18 protein-coding genes are annotated in these 17,388 nt (G+C 55.8%); 13 read left to right on the top strand and 5 right to left on the bottom strand.

The annotated features are described in order from the left end of the window. The first annotated feature begins 59 nt into the window (after nucleotides 1-59). A complete protein-coding gene (locus AAGR22_RS11270; protein WP_345827546.1) occupies nucleotides 60-1,490 on the top strand; it encodes a M20 family metallopeptidase in 1,431 nt (476 codons plus the stop codon). Further along, on the top strand, nucleotides 1,487-2,764 hold the full coding sequence (locus AAGR22_RS11265; RefSeq protein ID WP_345827544.1) for an MFS transporter: 1,278 nt from the start codon (nucleotides 1,487-1,489) through the stop codon (nucleotides 2,762-2,764). Before AAGR22_RS11270 ends, AAGR22_RS11265 begins: the two co-directional genes overlap by 4 nt. Before the next feature lie 96 nt (nucleotides 2,765-2,860). Here AAGR22_RS11265 and AAGR22_RS11260 read toward each other — a convergent pair whose 3' ends face one another. Beyond that, entirely contained in the window at nucleotides 2,861-4,045 is a 1,185-nt protein-coding gene (locus tag AAGR22_RS11260) for a sugar transporter (protein ID WP_345827543.1), read from the bottom strand. Nucleotides 4,046-4,434: 389 nt separating this feature from the next. Beyond that, entirely contained in the window at nucleotides 4,435-5,370 is a 936-nt protein-coding gene (locus AAGR22_RS11255; RefSeq protein ID WP_345827541.1) for a VirK/YbjX family protein, read from the bottom strand. Between the two features lie 269 nt (nucleotides 5,371-5,639). On the opposite strand from AAGR22_RS11255, the gene AAGR22_RS11250 reads away from it, so the two are divergent. The 3 genes from AAGR22_RS11250 (at nucleotide 5,640) to AAGR22_RS11240 (ending at nucleotide 7,844) form a co-directional block, all read left to right on the top strand. Beyond that, nucleotides 5,640-6,521 (top strand): NAD(P)-dependent oxidoreductase, encoded by an 882-nt coding sequence (locus AAGR22_RS11250; RefSeq protein WP_345827540.1) that lies wholly within the window; start codon nucleotides 5,640-5,642, stop codon nucleotides 6,519-6,521. Nucleotides 6,522-6,699: 178 nt separating this feature from the next. Further along, on the top strand, nucleotides 6,700-7,182 hold the full coding sequence (locus AAGR22_RS11245) for an Rrf2 family transcriptional regulator (protein WP_067701798.1): 483 nt from the start codon (nucleotides 6,700-6,702) through the stop codon (nucleotides 7,180-7,182). A 326-nt stretch (nucleotides 7,183-7,508) separates the two neighbouring features. Continuing rightward, nucleotides 7,509-7,844 (top strand): helix-turn-helix domain-containing protein, encoded by a 336-nt coding sequence (locus AAGR22_RS11240; RefSeq protein ID WP_067701801.1) that lies wholly within the window; start codon nucleotides 7,509-7,511, stop codon nucleotides 7,842-7,844. On the opposite strand, the gene AAGR22_RS11235 is transcribed toward AAGR22_RS11240, so the two are convergent. Together AAGR22_RS11235 and AAGR22_RS11230 are read right to left on the bottom strand one after the other, a co-directional pair. Beyond that, entirely contained in the window at nucleotides 7,829-9,052 is a 1,224-nt protein-coding gene (locus tag AAGR22_RS11235) for an FAD-dependent monooxygenase (RefSeq protein ID WP_345827539.1), read from the bottom strand. The genes AAGR22_RS11240 and AAGR22_RS11235 overlap by 16 nt on opposite strands. Then, the gene (locus AAGR22_RS11230; RefSeq protein WP_345827538.1) at nucleotides 9,049-9,558 is read right to left on the bottom strand and encodes a MarR family transcriptional regulator; all 510 of its coding nucleotides are present in this window, start codon (nucleotides 9,556-9,558) and stop codon (nucleotides 9,049-9,051) included. The genes AAGR22_RS11235 and AAGR22_RS11230 overlap by 4 nt, the downstream gene beginning before the upstream one ends. Before the next feature lie 250 nt (nucleotides 9,559-9,808). Here AAGR22_RS11230 and AAGR22_RS11225 point away from each other — a divergent pair, with 250 nt between their 5' ends. From AAGR22_RS11225 to AAGR22_RS11205, 5 genes are all read left to right on the top strand, one after another. Next, nucleotides 9,809-10,882: an isopenicillin N synthase family oxygenase gene (locus AAGR22_RS11225; RefSeq protein ID WP_345827537.1), complete on the top strand. Its 1,074-nt coding sequence runs from the start codon at nucleotides 9,809-9,811 to the stop codon at nucleotides 10,880-10,882. Next, nucleotides 10,879-11,691 carry a MetQ/NlpA family ABC transporter substrate-binding protein gene (locus AAGR22_RS11220; protein ID WP_345827536.1) on the top strand — a complete coding sequence of 271 codons (813 nt, stop codon included), beginning with the start codon at nucleotides 10,879-10,881 and terminating at the stop codon, nucleotides 11,689-11,691. The genes AAGR22_RS11225 and AAGR22_RS11220 overlap by 4 nt, the downstream gene beginning before the upstream one ends. Then, nucleotides 11,688-12,503: a methionine ABC transporter ATP-binding protein gene (locus AAGR22_RS11215; protein ID WP_345827535.1), complete on the top strand. Its 816-nt coding sequence runs from the start codon at nucleotides 11,688-11,690 to the stop codon at nucleotides 12,501-12,503. The genes AAGR22_RS11220 and AAGR22_RS11215 overlap by 4 nt, the downstream gene beginning before the upstream one ends. Next, nucleotides 12,493-13,164 (top strand): methionine ABC transporter permease, encoded by a 672-nt coding sequence (locus AAGR22_RS11210; RefSeq protein WP_345827534.1) that lies wholly within the window; start codon nucleotides 12,493-12,495, stop codon nucleotides 13,162-13,164. The genes AAGR22_RS11215 and AAGR22_RS11210 overlap by 11 nt, the downstream gene beginning before the upstream one ends. A gap of 77 nt (nucleotides 13,165-13,241) precedes the next feature. Then, complete coding sequence (locus tag AAGR22_RS11205; protein WP_082804071.1) at nucleotides 13,242-14,261, top strand: AI-2E family transporter; 1,020 nt, start codon at nucleotides 13,242-13,244, stop codon at nucleotides 14,259-14,261. Nucleotides 14,262-14,318: 57 nt separating this feature from the next. Here AAGR22_RS11205 and AAGR22_RS11200 read toward each other — a convergent pair whose 3' ends face one another. After that, nucleotides 14,319-15,056, bottom strand: a complete 738-nt coding sequence (locus AAGR22_RS11200; RefSeq protein WP_345827531.1) for a CDP-diacylglycerol diphosphatase — start codon at nucleotides 15,054-15,056, stop codon at nucleotides 14,319-14,321. Between the two features lie 550 nt (nucleotides 15,057-15,606). Between AAGR22_RS11200 and AAGR22_RS11195 the strand changes: the two genes are divergently transcribed. From AAGR22_RS11195 to bla, 3 genes are all read left to right on the top strand, one after another. Further along, the gene (locus tag AAGR22_RS11195) at nucleotides 15,607-16,101 is read left to right on the top strand and encodes a ribonuclease domain-containing protein (protein ID WP_345827529.1); all 495 of its coding nucleotides are present in this window, start codon (nucleotides 15,607-15,609) and stop codon (nucleotides 16,099-16,101) included. Between the two features lies 1 nt (nucleotide 16,102). Continuing rightward, nucleotides 16,103-16,378, top strand: coding sequence for a barstar family protein (locus tag AAGR22_RS11190; protein WP_345827527.1), 276 nt, complete (start codon nucleotides 16,103-16,105; stop codon nucleotides 16,376-16,378). 88 nt (nucleotides 16,379-16,466) lie between these two features. Continuing rightward, complete coding sequence (gene bla, locus AAGR22_RS11185; RefSeq protein WP_345827525.1) at nucleotides 16,467-17,351, top strand: class A beta-lactamase; 885 nt, start codon at nucleotides 16,467-16,469, stop codon at nucleotides 17,349-17,351. Nucleotides 17,352-17,388 lie beyond the last annotated feature (37 nt).

The following is a 17,388-nucleotide window of genomic DNA, read 5'->3' as shown; positions in this document are numbered from 1 at the left end:
ATTTTAGCTTAGATGGAACGCATAACAAAATAACTGATAAACACACAACGGACGATCGAATGACAGGTGAACAGGCGGTAGCGCTGGCAACAGCATATTTTGACAGCGGGGAGTTTAAGCGGGTTCTGGCCCGTCGGGTGGCTATCCGTTCGGAGAGCCAGCAGAAGGGAAGCCGCGAGGCATTAGCGCGCTATCTGGATGAGGAGATCGCACCGGCGATGCGTGCAATGGGCTTTACTCTGCGCGCCCTGGATAATCCGCAGGCGGATGCGCCTCCCTTTCTGCTGGCGACGCGGATTGAGGATCCCGCGCTGCCAACGGTGCTTTGTTATGGTCACGGCGACGTGGTTTTTGGCGATGACGAAAACTGGCGTGAAGGACTTTCTCCCTGGCAGCTGACGGAAGAGGGCGATCGCTGGTACGGGCGCGGCAGCGCCGACAACAAAGGACAACACTCGGTCAATATCGCGGCGCTGGAGCAGATTTTCATCGCGCGTGGTAACCGGTTCAACTTCAACTGCAAGTTCCTGTTTGAGATGGGTGAGGAGATCTCCTCCCCGGGGCTGGCCCAGCTCTGTCGCGAACAGCGGGCGCTGCTTAGCGCCGATATCTTTCTTGCCTCTGACGGCCCGCGCGCAGATGCGCATCAGCCAACGCTGTTTCTCGGCTCGCGTGGAGCGGTTAACGTACGGCTAAGCATTGATGCGCGCGAACGTGATTATCACTCCGGCAACTGGGGCGGGCTGTTAAGCAATCCCGGTGTCCAGCTGGCTAACGCGCTGGCCTCACTGGTCAGCCCGCACGGACAACTGCTGGTCAGCGCACTGAAGCCGCCGGCCATTAGCGCGGACGTGCGGGCCATACTGAGCGAAATCGATCTGTACGAGAGCGAGTACGGACCGCACATTGATGTGCAGTGGGGCGAACCCGGCCTGACGCCGGTTGAGCGCCTCTATGGCTGGAATACGTTTGAGGTGCTCTCGCTGATTGCCGGCAATCCGGCGCAGCCCATGAACGCCATACCGGGGAGTGCGACAGCGGTCTGCCAGCTGCGTTTTGTGGTCGGCACCGACTGGGAAAATATTGCTCATCATCTGCGTACGCATCTGGATGCACAGGGGTTCCAGCAGGTTGACGTCGGGGTGCTCAGAGGGTCGCCCGCCACGCGCCTTAATCCGAAGGATCCGCTGGTAAGCTGGGCGCTGAACGTCATGCGCAACGCCAGCGGCAAAAAGCCCGTCCTGCTGCCAAATCTTGGTGGGTCACTGCCTAACGATGTGTTTGCCCATATCCTGGATCTGCCCACGCTATGGGTGCCGCACTCCTATCCAGCCTGCGGCCAGCATGCGGTCGATGAGCATATGCTGAAATCTATCGCCCGCGAAGGGTTGCAGATTATGACCCGGCTATTCTGGGAACTGGGCGAGCAGGGCGATGCGCTTATCGAACAGCACCGGCGCTTTCGTCAGCAGACGGGCGGTGCAGCATGAGCACGCTAACGCAATCGCAGGAAGCCATTACTGCGCCTCCCAGCCTGTACAAAACGCTGTTCGCGACCTGCGTCGGCAATGCGCTGGAATGGTTTGATATTGCCGTTTACGGATTTTTCGCCAGCTATATCGCTCAGGCTTTCTTCCCGACGGAGGATCCCTCGGTCTCCCTGCTGCTCACCTTCGGCAGCTTTGGCGTCTCCTTTCTGATCCGCCCGTTGGGGGCCATTGTACTGGGAACATGGGCTGACCGGGTGGGGCGCAAAAAGGCGCTGATGATGTCGATTTCGCTGATGATGCTCGGCGGAATAATCATCGTAGTGATGCCGTCGTACGCCACAATCGGGCTGACGGCGCCGATCCTGATCCTGATTGCGCGGCTGATTCAGGGGTTTTCCGCCGGAGGCGAGTTTGGCAGCTCAACGGCTTTTCTGGTGGAGCATTTCCCACACCGGCGGGCATTTATTGCCAGCTGGCAGTTTGCTACCCAGGGTGCCAGTACGCTGCTGGCCTCCGCGTTCGGGCTGGGACTTACGCACTGGCTGAGCGAACCGCAGATTCAGGCCTGGGGATGGCGTATCCCGTTTGCCTTTGGCCTGCTTATCGGCCCGGTGGGGCTCTATATCCGTCGACATTTGCATGAGCCTGACAGCTTTATCAAACAGGATAAAGCCGCCTCGCCGCTGCGCACGCTCGCGGGTCAGCAGAAAAGCCTGCTGCTGCTGGCCATAGGGTTGATGGTCATCTCCACCGCCATTAACTATATGCTTAACTATGTGCCTACCTATGCGACAAAAACGCTGCATCTTCCCGGTTCAGCGGCGTTCAGCGCGACCCTGATGGCGGGCGTGATCCTGACGGTGGTCACCCCCCTGATGGGGCTGTGGGCTGAGAAAGTCGGGCGCAGACGGCTAATGTGGAGCGCGCTGCTGCTGCTCATTCTGACAATCTATCCGGGATTTTTGCTGGTCGTTAGCCATACTACGCCCGCGACGCTGCTGTTGCTGGTGGGTTGGATGGCGCTGCTGAAATCGGTCTATTTCTCTACCGTGCCCTCAATGATGGCCGACCTGTTCCCGGTCGGTACTCGCGCAAGCGGTATGGCCATCAGCTATAACGTGGCGGTCACCGTTTTTGGTGGATTTGCCCCGCTGATTTGCACGCTGTTGATTACCGCCACCGGCACGCGGCTGGCCCCGAGCTATTACCTGATGCTGCTGGCGTTAATCAGCGGCTGGGCGCTGTATAAAAGTCAGAGCCGCCTGAAAAACTAAGAGAAGAAGCGGGAGGAGAATCATGCCCGCAGAGGCGGTGAGTTGTCCGGCACAGGGTGGTGCGTAACACCCTGTGCCGGACAAAGGAGGAAAGGGTTAGCCGTTAATGCGTAGCTGCGGGTAGCGCTTCATGCTCCACGCGCACCACAGCAGGGACAGCAGGCCAATGCCGCCGCCCACATAGCCGATATTGACCATATCCAGATGCAGGCTGACCTGATTACCCAGCAGGGCACCGCCGCCAATGCCGAGGTTATAAATCCCGGACATTAATGACATGGCCACATCGGTTGCATCCGGTGCCAGCGCCAGAACCCTGACCTGCACCGCCAGGCCGATAATCATCATCGACATACCCCAGATGATACACAGAATGGAGATTGCCAAGCTGTGGGTCACGGCCAGATAAAGGCTCAGCATACAGGCCGACACCAGGAAGATGGCGCCCAGCAGGAACGTGGCCGGATATTTATTGCCCAGCGAGCTGAACAATATGCTGCCCAGGATACCCGCCGCACCGAATATCAGCAGCAGGAAGGTGGTGAAATTATCCCCCATTGAGGCGACGCCCTGAATAAACGGCTCAATATAGCTGTAGGCCGTATAATGCGCGGTCACCACTACGGCGATCAGCAAATAGAGTGCCACCAGCGCCGGACGCTTAAATAGCATCGGCACGCTCTTAAGCGATCCGGTATGTTCGCTTGGCAGCTTCGGCAGCAGCTTAATCAGGCACAGCAGGGTGATCAGCGCAACAATGCCGATGATCCCAAAGGTGATACGCCAGCCAAGATACTGACCAATCAGACGACCAATCGGCAGTCCGAGTACCATAGCCAGCGCTGTCCCTGTTGCCAGCATGCTTAACGCCTGCGTCTTTTTCCCCGCCGGTGCCACGCGAATCGCCAGAGAGGCAGTAATTGACCAGAATATCGCGTGTGAGAAGGCGATTCCGATACGCGATACCACCAGAATATTGAAGCTCCACGCAAAGGTAGAGAGAATATGGCTGGCAATGAACAGCGTGAAAATGCAGGTTAGCAGCAGGCGTCGTTCAATTTGCCGGGTCAACAGCATCATTGGCAGCGACATCAGCGCCACCACCCAGGCGTAGATAGTCAGCATCAGCCCCACCTGCGCCGTCTTCATTGAGAAGCTGGTGGCGATATCGGACAGCAGGCCAACCGGAGCAAATTCGGTAGTATTAAAAATGAATGCAGCAATGGCTAACATAATGACGCGTAGCCATGCCGTTTTACGTGAAACGGTAATTGATTGCATTGAGGTAAACGACTTGTTGGTAGAAAGTTAATTTCGTTGTGACGAAATCAAGAAAAAGAGCGCATATTGTGTTTTATTTATCTGTCAGATGACATCAAAATATTACCTTTTTTGTAAATCAGAATAACAACCCGGTGCCGGACAAGCTGACGCCCTCCGGAATTGTATTCCCTCCGTAATGCCTTTAAATAGCGAATAAAACGCTGAGAACAACAGGATAAAGAGTATAGACAGGTTCTGGAATTCTACCAGCAGGATATTGGCGGAAGGGTGGCGATAAGAAAGTGAGTATATTGCGGGGACGTCGGGCATAAAGAGACGTCGGTTATCGCCCCCGCTGTCCGTTATTTAACGGGGCGATAACCGCGTTTATTGTGGCGTGGAGAGCCTTAGCAGAGCAGTCCGGCCTGGAGCCGATCGAGCAGGTCATAGCGGCGGCGATATTCGGCGCGCTTTTTACTGGCGATCTCGCTCTCTGGCTTGCGTTCCAGCCGTAACGGCAGGGCAAAGAGCAGGGGCGTCTCCGGCTCTGCGCCAATTGACTGCCAGAACTCGCTGTAGCTGGCCAGAAAAACGCCTCGCTTCTTACGCTGGTAGCGGGCGCTCTGATGGATATGCCCCTTATCGCTGACGGCCAGGATGCGTGTAATGCCGTTAGCAGTAAAAATCAGCTGCAGCGCCTCCAGCAGCAGACGTTTGGGAAACAGGCCGTAGCAGGATTTCGTCGCCTGCCTGATCAGCTCGTGGGGAATGTGGCTGTCTGCCCCCTGAAGGCCACCGATAAACAGGGTTTTCTGCTGCGCGTAGTCAACCACCGAGAAGGTGATGCGGGCCAGCGCAGTCCCCTCACGCAGCAGTGACAGCGTGGCTTCTCCTTCCTTGTCAAACTTCACGCCGCCGCCGAGAGTAATGCTGTAAGCGTCACCCTCTTTACCGCTAAAGCTGCACATGAGGGTGCTGTCGCGCGTACTCAGCGCCTGGCGCAAGTCGGCATTTTGCAGCTGTTCAACCCAGGTGTAGTGCGCATTGATCGCCCTGAAGCGCTCAGCCGCTGAAAACTGTACGGCAAGATAGGGACGATGAATTTTACCCGGCAGGCGATCCTGCACCTTCAGCAGCCCGGCAATCAGCGGATCGCTGGCGATACGATCGAGCCACTTCAGCGTCAGTACCGGGTGGAAGCAGGATCGCCATAAAAACTTCGCACGGAAAATGCCTTTATCCCAGGACTTGCCGGGCCGAAAACCGCCGGAAACAAGGGAAAAAAACAGGTCGCTGCCACGGTCAGGCCGTGCGGTTAACACAGTTAGCGGTTGATCGGTCATGATTTATTCGGGCTCACGAGTTGCTCTGTCTGACGAATGCTCGCATTCAACCACGCGCGGCATTAACCGAACTTCAACAATAAAAAAACACTCGCTACCACGCGGGGTTTGTTGAGCGTAAGTTTACCCTGCTGTTTTTTACACCCGCTTACCAAATCTCCGGGGAGGTTTTTTGGCGCAAACCGGGTATTTCATGGCGCATTACGCTACCCTGGAAACTGGGGTCGCCGCGTGGGTTACCCTCTTTTCAAACATAAGGATGTCATCTGATGAATCAACGTCCCTCTGTTGCGGTATTGGGATTGGGCGCGATGGGCCATGCCTTCGCCGCTAATTTACTGAAAAATGGCTTTACCACCTCGGGCTGGAATCGCACCCGATCGCGTGGGGAGGATCTGCAAAGCGCCGGACTGCGGCTGGCAGACAGTCCACAGGAAGCCGTCAGGCAGGCCGACGTGGTCATCGTGATGCTGGCCGACGCCGATGCTACGGAAAGTGCGCTGGAACAGGCACAGCCAGCGCTCAGGCAGGGTGCAATAGTGGTGCAGATGGGCACTGTCGGCGTTGCGTGCACTGACAGGCTGATCGCAACCTTCGCTGAGCAGCGGCGGGATATCGTGTTTCTTGACGCGCCGGTATCCGGGACTAAAACGCCGGCCGAAAATGCACAGATTGTGGTGCTGGCCAGCGGCGATCGTCAGCGCGCCGCCGCCATTGAACCCGTCTTCTCCGCCATCGCGAAAGGCACCAAATGGCTGGGCGAGGCCGGCGCGGCATCCCGAATGAAGCTGGTGGTGAATGCCTGGCTTATCTCCATGGTGCAGGGGCTTTCTGAAAGTACCCAGATGGCGAAAGAGTTTGGTTTTAGCCCGGATGACTTCTGGTCGGTGCTGGACGGAGGGCCGCTGGCCGTACCTTACGTTAAGAGCAAACTGGAGATGATCAGGGAAGGCCGTTACGAACCCCAAATGCATCTCACCTGGGCGCTGAAGGATGTCAGGCTTGCACTTGCGGCTGCCGAAAAAAGCGCGCTGCCGGGGCTAAATATGATCTCTGACGTCTGGCAGGAGGCGGTTGACGCAGGCTACGGTGAAAAAGATCTCTCGGTGGTTTATCGGTATCTCAGTGAGAAATCATCGCAAGGTTTATAACCGCTTGTTTTTCAGGGTGATAACGGGGAAAGCAGTAATCGCTAAGCGTGTGTCTTCTAAAATGCAACAATATTTGTTATATTAACAGCAGGTAGTTAATTATAGTCGACTGATTTTTAATGCTTTTTATGACGAGCTGTCGATTTACCCAAAGGCAGCTGAAAGCAAGGATCTGAACATGCTTGATATTCGTTTTCCTACGGCCTTACAAATGGTGCTCTGCGTGGCCCAGTCAGAGCGGGAAGGTAAACGCAGCACCAGCAAAATTCTGGCCATGGGGCTTGAGGCTAACCCGAGTTTCGTGCGCAAGATGATGGTGCCTCTGACCCGCGATGGCATTATCGTGTCGACGCTGGGTCGTTCAGGGACTATTCGCCTTGGTCGACCCGCAGAAGCGATTTCGCTCTGCGATATTTATACCTCGGTGCTGGAAGACAAACCCCTGCTGGCAGGACGACCTGAGGTATCGGCCCGCTGTCTGGTGAGTGCCAACGCCTGCTGGTTCTTCAAAGAACTGGCACGCGAGGCTGAACAGGCCTCGCTTGACGTACTCGCCAAATGGACGGTTGCGGATGCATTAAAAGAGATCCATGCCCGCGACAGCCGTCATCCTGAAGGCAGCTGCGAGTTGCAGAAAAACCCCGAAGATGTCGCTATCTGAGGCCCGCTCCGCAACCATTCCATCTCCATCTCCATCTCCATCTCCATTGCCAGGCCGCACTGCTTACGTTGTGCGGGCTTTGAGGTATTAGCTGTCTGGCTGGTTAAACACAGTCAGTCTGTTCCCAACAGGTTTAGCTAACGCCCCTGAACATCAGATCCTCATGCGCTACCGATCGCATTTAATGCAACAATTAAACTTGCATTAAGGCGACCTCTCCTTTACCGTAACTAAGTGCATTCGTTAAAGTTACCTTTTACTCGCGTCCCTGAGGAAGTTCAGCTCTGACGCATGAGTGAAAACAAAAAAACCAGAAGGGGAAAGCAATGAGTCACGATGATTTTATTAACGATCTCGTTAAGTGGATCGATACCCATATCGAAGGGAAAATGGATCTTGATACCGTTGCTGAACGTGCAGGGTACTCCAAATGGCACCTGCAACGGATGTTTAAACAGCACACCGGCTACGCGCTGGGCGAATACATTCGCGCTCGCCGCCTGAAAAAATCAGCCGAGCGGCTTGCGCGGGGCGCGGAACCTATCCTCGACGTGGCGATTTCATTTGGTTTTGACTCTCAGCAGTCCTTTAACCGCAGTTTTAAACGCCAGTTTGGCCAGTCTCCCGGTGCCTGGCGTCGTCAGGTTCAGGTTTGTGCCTGACCGCTCCCTGTAGGGTTAATGTCATAGTCGGGCAGCACAATGGCATCGGCTTTGGGCGTCAGAAACTTTGCCAGCAGCGGCCTGAATAAGGGGGCGTTTGCCATACGCAGTACGGCATAGCCGAAGGCAATCCCGGCGCGCGAATGGGGAGAGGCCAGGCGCGGTGCAAACCCCGGCACGCTCTGTGCCTGATTAACATAGGGGCGCATAATTTTTTCCCAGGCAGCGAAGGCCTCTTTATGATCGTCATGACGTCCCAGCTCCCCGGCCAGCACGTAAGCGCCGCACATCCCCAGGCTGGTTCCCATCCCGCTGATGGGGGAGGCGCAATATGCGGCATCACCGACCAGGGCTACTCTTCCCTTTGACCAGCTATCCATTTTAACCTGTGAAATCTGGTCAAAATAGAGATCGTCTGCGTCATCAAGCGCGGCCAGTACGCGCGGTGTCTCCCAGCCTAAATGGCCAAACTTTTCCCGCAGCACACTTTTCTGCTCGTGCGCTGAAAGTTTTTCATAACCACCCGGTGGTTCCTGAAATGACAGCAGTGCACGGGTGGTGCCCAGGTTGTCAGGACGCAGGCAGACGCATAATCCGCCGGGCGCATTAAACCACCTCATATCTGGCGCGTCGCCCGGCGCGCGGGGCAGGGTGAACCAGGCGGTATAGAGATTAAAGGATCTGCGCTTGACCTCGTTACCGAACACCAGCTTACGCGTAGAGGATCCGACCCCTTCTGCGGCGATCACCAAATCGAAAACCGCCTCTTCCCCGTGTTCAAAGCCCACTTTCACTCCATCAGAGAGCTCTTCAAGTGAGGCGATGCTATCGCCAAATTTATAGGTCACCCCTTCACCGCAGTGTTCAATTAGCAGCTTTGCCAGCTCACCGCGCAGAATTTCAAGCTCCGCAACCGGTCCGTTGCCGTCATACGCGCCTGCGCCAAATTGCGCGCGAGTGCGATTTTGCTCATCCACGAATTTTATGCTCTCTTCATGAGTTGAATTAGCCCGAATGGCCTCTTCAATCCCCATACGCTGCGCCACTACCCGGCCCGCGCCGCGAATATCAATCGTCTGACCGCCGTCACGGAATTCTGGCGCCCGCTCGACCACGGTAACCTCCATACCCTGGCGCGACAGCCAGTAGGCCAGCGTGGGGCCCGCAACGCTGGCACCGGTGATCAGGATCCTGCGCGTAGCGTTCATCGTTTTTCCTTTTTTGTCAGGGCTGGCAGGCTGTTTTGATAAACGGCGATAACCTGCGCGAGAAAGCGATCTATCGTTGTGCGATCGTCAGGTGAAAGTGCGCTCAATAGCGCCTCCAGCCCGGTGAGCATTGGCGCGAGATGGCGGTAAGTTTGTGCCACGGAAGCCTGCATGGGACGCACCAGCACGCGGCGCTTATCGCTTAGCTGCCGCTCGCGCGCCACGTGCCCGGCACGCTCCAGCCGGTCAATGACCAGCGTAATGCCCGCGGTAGTAAGGGAAAGCCGGCGGGCAAGCTCATTGGGAGAGAGCGGCCCCGACGCGATCAGCTGCTCCATTAGCGCCAGGTCGGTCTGATTGATCCCCATTGCGTTGCCCAGCTCTGCGGCGGCATCACGCGTGAGAATAGCGATCCTCTGCAACTGCTGGGCAATCGTATCGCCTGCTACGGGCATCGCACGCGGATCTTCATTTGGCAAGGACTCGTGATTAACCTCGTGGTGCATGGTTTTCCTCAGTTTCGATGCGGCCTGATTAGATCGCTAAGTTAGTTAGTTAATAATCCGCAAGCTTAGGCCAGCCCTCAATCGCTGTCAAGCGGGGGAAATCTCACCTGACTGGGCTTATTCAGCTATCAGTTAATCATTGCTGTATTTCATATTTCATCCCGACGTTAAAAACCGCAATAGTGCCTGTCAGTCAGCGGCTGAATGGCGATGGTCGCCATCTCAGGCAGGTTTATCTCCTGGAGGTTAAGTGGAACACGTCACGTCATTACCTATTCTGGATCTCTCCCATCTTGACGGTTCGGCGGAGCAGCAGCAGGCGTTCCTCGATCGGCTGAGTCAGAGCGCACGGGAAGTGGGGTTTTTCTACCTGATCAACCATGGCGTCGATCCCGCGCTCTCCGCCGGGGTCCAGCAGCTCTCACGGCGCTTTTTTGCGCTGCCGGATGAGGAGAAAGAGCGGGTCGCGATGATCCACTCCCCGCACTTTCGCGGCTACAACCGTGCGGGATCGGAAATCACCCGCAGCCAGCCCGACTGGCGCGAGCAGTTTGATATTGGCGCCGAGCGGGAAGCGCTGCCGCTGGCCCCAGGCGAAGCGGGCTGGAAGCGACTTCAGGGGCCCAATCTCTGGCCGGAAGCGCTGCCCGAGCTGCAAAGGGAGCTACAGGCCTGGCAGCAGCAGATGACCCGCATGTCGCTGCGGCTACTGCGCGCCTTTGCCGAAGCCCTTTCGCTGCCCGGTGACGCCTTCGACGGGCTGTATGGTGAAAAGCCCAATGAACACGTTAAGCTGATCCGTTATCCCGGCAGGACGGGTGATGAGAGCGGGCAGGGCGTTGGGGCACATAAAGACTCCGGGTTCCTCAGCTTCCTCCTGCAGGATAACCAGCGCGGGCTTCAGGTGGAGGTTGAGCCGGATCGCTGGGTGGATGCGCTGCCGCTGCCCGGCGCGTTTGTGGTTAACATCGGTGAACTGCTGGAGCTGGCGACTAACGGCTACCTGCGCGCTACCGTCCATCGCGTTATTTCCCCGGCAACGGGTAGCGACAGACTGTCGATCGCGTTTTTCCTCGGTGCCCAGCTGGACGGCGCCGTACCGGTTTATCAGCTGAACGAACAGCTCAGTCAGCTGGCGCATGGTCCGGCCAGCGATCCGCTCAATCCGCTGCTGCGGGAGGTGGGCTGGAATTATCTGAAGGGCCGCCTGCGTTCGCACCCTGACGTCGCAGCCCGCTGGTATGGCGACCTGCTGACGCAAAAAATTGATCAACCCATTGAGCAACCTTCGTCAAACCGATCGCATAAGGAGCCTTCTCTATGACTCGCCACGCCGCCGTTAGCCTCAGCGGGCTCGCCCTGTTAATTTCTCTCTCCTTTACCGCTCAGGCGGAGGAGGCGCTGCGGGTCGCAGCCGATCCGGTTCCCCATGCGGAGATCCTGAACTATGTGAAAAAAATCGACCCCTCCCTCAACCTGAAAGTGATTGAGCTGACCAGCGGGGTCAACGCCAATGAACTGTTGGCACACGGCGACGTGGATGCTAACTATTTCCAGCATGTTCCCTATCTGCACGAGCAGGAGAAGGCGCTGGGACAGACCTTCCGCGTTGCGGCGACCGTACATATTGAGCCGCTGGGGATCTACTCCCACAAGATTAAAACCCTTAGCGCACTGCGCGATAATGCCAGCGTTGCGGTGCCAAATAACGTCACCAATCTCAGCCGTTCGCTCTACCTGCTGCAAAAAGAGGGCTTGATCAAACTGAAGCCAGGCTATGACGACCCGGCAAAAAATCAGGCAACGCCGCAGGATATCGCCAGCAACCCGAAACATCTGAAGATCCTGGAAGTGGAGTCACCGCAGATCCCCCGGGCGCTGGACGATGTTGACCTGGCGGTGATCAACGGTAATTACGCCCTGGAGGCCGGCCTGGTGCCAGCCAGAGATGCGCTCGGTCTGGAAAGTTCGCAGCATAATCCCTATGCCAACATTTTGGTCACCACGCCTGCCCTGGCAGGGGATGCGCGTATCAAGCGCCTGGCAAAGGATTTGCAGTCAGAGCAGGTGGCCGAATTTATCCGCCAAAACTATAAGGGATCGGTGATCCCGGTTACGGGACAGCCGCAATGATCAGACTCGACAGGGTGTCAAAACAGTATCCGGGCGCGTTAACTCCGGCGCTGCAAAACGTATCACTGACGCTGCGGCAGGGGGAAATTACCGGCATTGTGGGGCGCAGCGGCGCCGGAAAAAGTACGCTGATCCGCTGTCTAAACCTGCTGGAACGACCTGATTCAGGACGGATCCTGTTCGACGAACAGGATATTACTCTGCTCACGCCCGGGGACCTTCGGCGACAGCGGCAGCGCAGCAGCATGATCTTCCAGCACTTCAACCTGCTTCATTCCCGTAACGTCGCTGACAATGTGGCGGTACCGCTGGAAATTGCGGGCATGTCGCGCAGACAGCGCCTGACGCGCGTCGCGGAGCTGTTGGACCTGGTGGGGCTGAATGAAAAAGCCCGTGCGTTTCCCTCCCAGCTTTCCGGCGGGCAGCAGCAGCGGGTCGGCATTGCCCGGGCGCTGGCAGCAAGGCCCGACTATTTGTTATGCGACGAGGCGACCAGTGCGCTCGATGCGGAAACCACCCAAAGCGTGCTGGCCCTGCTGAAGCAGATCAATCAGCAGTTTGGCCTGACCATCGTGATGATCACCCACCAGCTGGAAGTGGTCAAAGCCGTCTGCGATCGCGCGGCCCTGCTTGAAAAGGGGCGTCTGGTGGAAGAGGGCGCGCTGCGCGACCTGCTGATGGATCCCCGGTCAGCGCTGCGTGATTCCCTGCTACAGGGTGGCCATGATGAGCAGGCTTTTCTGCGCCGCCACGGGCTGACGTTTGGTCAGGAGCAGGTATGGACGACGAGGGAAGCACGCTATGCGTATTAGCCTGGAATGGGACAGCTTTTTTGCTCTGCTCGGGCAGGCAACGCTTGAAACTCTGTATATGGTGGGCCTGGCGGGCGGCCTGACCCTGCTTATCGGCCTGCCGCTGGGCGTGTTGCTATTTGTCAGCCGTCGCAACGGTCTTTACCCGCTGCCCTGGATCCATGCCGTACTGGGCACGCTGGTTAATATTGGGCGCTCTTTGCCTTTCGTCGTGCTGCTTATTGCGCTGATCCCCTTTACCCGCCTGGTGGTCGGTACTACCCTGGGCAGTACGGCGGCGGTGGTGCCCATTGCACTGGGCGCCTTTCCCTTTTTTGCCCGTATCGTGGAGAACGCGCTGGATGAGGTTGAAAAGGGAAGGACGGAGGCGGTTATCGCCATGGGAGGGACCCACTGGCATGTGATCGCTAAGGTGCTGCTGCCGGAGGCACTGCCCGCCATAGTGGCCGGTATTACGCTGACGCTGGTGATGCTGATTGGCTTCTCATCAATGGCGGGCGTGATCGGGGGAGGCGGTCTGGGCGACCTGGCGATCCGCTACGGATACCAGCGCTTTAACCAGCAGGTGATGGTCGGCACGATAGTGGTGCTGATCGTGCTGGTGCAGGGCGTGCAGATGCTTGGCGACCGCGTGGTTCGTTCGCTGGCGCATCGTCGTTAAATCGGCCGCAAAATGCAGCGGACCTTGTATACTGTCTGAATTACATCGGATTTTTAATATTTCAGACAGGAAGCGTCATGGAGATGTCTCAACTGAATAAACGGGGGCTGTGTCAGGCCGCCAGCTATATCCTGGTATTTATCGCGCTGTTTATGATTTTTCCGCTGCGGCTGCTGCCATGTTTTCTCGCCGGATTTATCGTTTATGAAACGGTGCTGGCGCTCACCCCCTGGGTGGAGAGGTTGGTGAAAGGTCCGCTGGCGCGGTGGATCATTATTTTTTCCCTCACGCTGGTGGTGGTGCTTGGTCTGGCGCTAGGGATCACCAAGCTGATTGGTTATCTGCTGCATGACTTCCAGAATCCCGCTGCTTTCCACGCAGCGGCCAGCAAGCTGCTGGAGGACGCACAGCGCACGCTGTCGCCAGTGGTTACCCGCTATCTTCCCGCCGATATTGATGAGCTCCAGCATCAGGTGGTGACCTGGCTGCGGGAACATCTGGTGGTGGTGCAAACCTTTGGTCGTACCGCCGCTCATACCTTCGCCACCATGCTGATCGGCATGCTGCTGGGGGCGATCGTTTCCCTGCGGGTCAGCAGCGATGATGCGCATCAGGCTCCGCTCAAGCAGGCGCTCCTTCAGCGTCTGACGCTGCTGGCGGCGTCGTTTCATAACGTGGTCTTTGCCCAAATCAAGGTATCGCTGGTCAATACGCTGCTGACCTGTGGCTTCCTTTTCGGCCTGCTGCCGATGTTTGGCCTGCATTTTCCCTTCGCGAAAACGGTCGTGGTGTTAACCTTTGTGGCCGGGCTGCTGCCAATAATTGGCAACCTGATCTCGAATACGGTGATTATCCTGATTGGCCTGTCAATTTCGCTGGAGGCTGCGCTAATCGCGCTTATTTTCCTGATCGTGGTGCATAAGCTGGAGTATTTTATTAATGCGCGCATTTTTGGCACCCGCATCAATGCAAAAACCTGGGAGATCCTGCTGGCGATGCTGGTTTTTGAATCTGCCTTTGGGCTGGCTGGGGTAGTGGCCGCCCCGGTCTATTATGCCTACCTGAAAAGTGAACTACGGCAGGCACGGCTGATATAGAAGCGGCGGTTAGTTTTATCTGCCTCAGTATCGCAAGACGCTGAGGCAGATAAGACGTTATTGCGCCAGTGCGCAGGTATGATCCTGCAATTTTTCTGCGCCAATGCGTTTTTCTAATGTACCCGATGCTTCGAGGATCATAAAGTTATCACTATCAAGATTGACAACTGCGAAGGTAGAATATTGTAGTTCACCGCCATCCGCTGCAACCTTGTCACTGACATCTTTAAAAATATTTCTATTTTTTAGCTCAGAAAATGATAGTTTTTTATAATTAAAGGTATAGGTTTTGAGCGGTTCAGGAAAGACGTGCCAGTCATTGTCGATATTTTTAACATCCATGCGGTCCAGCGCTTCGCGTACAGGCTGAGCCAGGCATGAAATATGGACATGAAGCTGATCCTGTGAGCGCGTATTAAGCGAGTTAACGGTAAGTGAAATATCCTGCTCCCTGACTTTTCTGTCAGTTTTTTCCGCGACAAGATCGCGAGCTTCCCATGAAAGATAAATATAGTTAGGCTGATTGTCTGCAAGCAGCTGTTCATCCTCAATGCCGGTTATTTGCTTCGTCGGCAGCAGCAGATACTGGTATTTATCGCTGTCGCCTTTATAAATAACGTAGCCATCATGCTCATCCACCAGGCTACAGGGAGTATATTTTCCGTCTGCCTTATACTGAGGCTCACACTGATTGTGCACTTTATCCCATAAGATATTTCTGTCAACAGCATGGGCTACAGAGAGAAATGAACCGGATAGCAGCAATACGGAGAGGGCCTTTGAGGTATTATTCATAATATGTTACCCAGCTTAATTGTGTTACTGAATTATAGTTAGTCATCTTTTTTATTCCATTGATGAGGCGTTATAATAGGATGCCAAAATAACAGTAATTAACATCAGCTGCTTTAAATAATAAACGTCCCCTGGTGCATTAGGTTGCCGATAATTACAGCTGCCTTATGGTTAGTAGTGATCAACCATTAACCATTAACCATTAACCATTAATGAGTGATTAGTGATTAGTGAGTAATGATTGATCATCAGTAAGTAATGATAGTTAATCCCTGATGTCTGGTTAGCGTAAAATAATGTGGTGCTTTTTTATGATAAACCAAACATAAGTATGTGAAGCTTACCGGCTTTTATGACGGCATCCTTCTTTATTATTAAATACACTGTGGTCGCTACGACTTATTCACCGAAAGGATAAAATAGGCCATCTTTTTGGAGTGAGGGGCGGGGTAAGTAGCCAGTTTTAGCCCTGCTAACGGAGTACCGGAAGAAACCCGACGCAGAATAAAAGATATAGACGACAATTATTTGCTCAGGTTAAGATTTCACAATGAATAAAAAACTGATTATTGCGGCTATTTTAGCCATAGCAGCGACCGCCGTCGGGCTTCACCGGCCTGCTACAACCCCGGTCGCCAACCAACATGGCTCACACCCCTCTCAGGAGAGGCGCCCTGCGGGCAGTAAAGCCAGTACGTCACTCCGTGATGACATCAGCGTACTGACGCAGCAGCAGCGGGTGGCGGACTACCTGCATCAGCACCAGCAGCTGCCGCCCTTGTACCTGAAAAAAAGTGATGCAAGGCGTCAGGGATGGGATCCTGCACGAGGTAACCTCTGTGAAGCACTGCCGGGGCGGGCCATCGGCGGCGATCGCTTTTCTAACCGCGAAGGGCGCCTGCCAGACGGGCAGGGACGGCGCTGGTTTGAAGCCGACGTTAACTACCAGTGTGGCCGTCGCGGTAGCGATCGTATGCTCTATTCCAGCGACGGGCTGATCTACGTCACCCGCGATCATTATCGCCATTTTGAGCAGGTAAAGTGAGATGAAAAGCGTCAGCTTTGATTTTCGTACCATTGCGGATATGAATGACTTCTACCGTCAGTTCGCCGCTAAATTTGCCCTGGAAGAGGGCTTTGGCGCTAACCTGGATGCGCTATGGGACGCGCTGACCGGCAGCATCGCACTGCCCGTACGCATCACGCTTCACCATCTGGCTGCACATCCGCATGCCGCCCGGTTTGATGCCGCCGTTGCGGTCATGCGTGAGGCGCAGGTGGCGCTGGAAGGGGAACTGGAGCTGAGAACAGGTAAGCCCTGATCCCAGGTCAGGCGCACGCACAGTTTCAGTTTCAGGCTCAGTTTCAGTTTCAGTTTGGGATAAAAATATGACCATGAAGGAACGCACAATGATAAATTCCTTACGTTGCACGGTGCTGAGAGCGGTGGCGCTGCTCCCCTTACTTCTCGCCAGTCCGCTCCTGTGGGCGTATACGCCACAGGAGGCAGCGGTTATTCAGCAGAAGCTCGCCGTTCTGGAGAAAAATGCCGGAGGACGTCTGGGTGTTGCGCTGATCGATACCGCAGACAATTCGCAGGTTGCCTATCGCGGCGACGAGCGCTTCCCCCTCTGTAGTACCAGTAAGGTGATGGCAGTTGCGGCCGTGCTGAAAAAGAGTGAGGCGGACGACAACCTGCTGCAGAAGCGGCTGGCGATCAAAACGTCCGAGCTGGTTAACTATAATCCCATCACCGAAAAGCACCTTAACAGCGGCATGACCCTGGGCGAATTAAGCGCAGCGGCGCTGCAATACAGCGATAATACGGCGATGAACAAGCTTGTTGGGTATCTGGGTGGACCGGCGAAGGTCACCGACTATGCGCGTTCACTGGGGGATGCTCTCTTTCGACTCGATCGCACGGAGCCGACGCTGAATACCGCAATCCCTGGCGATGCCCGCGATACGACAACGCCGGTGGCCATGGCTGACAGCCTGCGTAAACTGACGCTGGGTCACGCATTGAAGGCTGCGCAGCGTACCCAACTGATCGAATGGATGAAGGGAAATACCACTGGCTCGGAAAGTATCCGCGCCGGTCTGCCGGCCAGCTGGTCGGTGGGGGATAAAACCGGCAGTGGCGACTACGGCAGCACCAATGATATTGCCGTTATCTGGCCTGAAAACCGCGCCCCAATAATCCTGGTGACCTACTTTACCCAGCCGCGCCAGGATGCGTCCAGCCGAAAGGACGTGCTGGCTGCGGCCGCCAGAATTGCCGTCGGGGGGCGGTGAGCCGTATCGGTGAGATAAGCGGCCCGCGGCGGGCCGC

The organism is Erwinia sp. HDF1-3R (assembly GCF_039621855.1).
GTDB lineage: Bacteria > Pseudomonadota > Gammaproteobacteria > Enterobacterales > Enterobacteriaceae > Erwinia.
The sequence above is the reverse complement of the archived record's forward strand: the minus strand, read 5'-3'. Positions and strand labels throughout refer to the sequence as shown.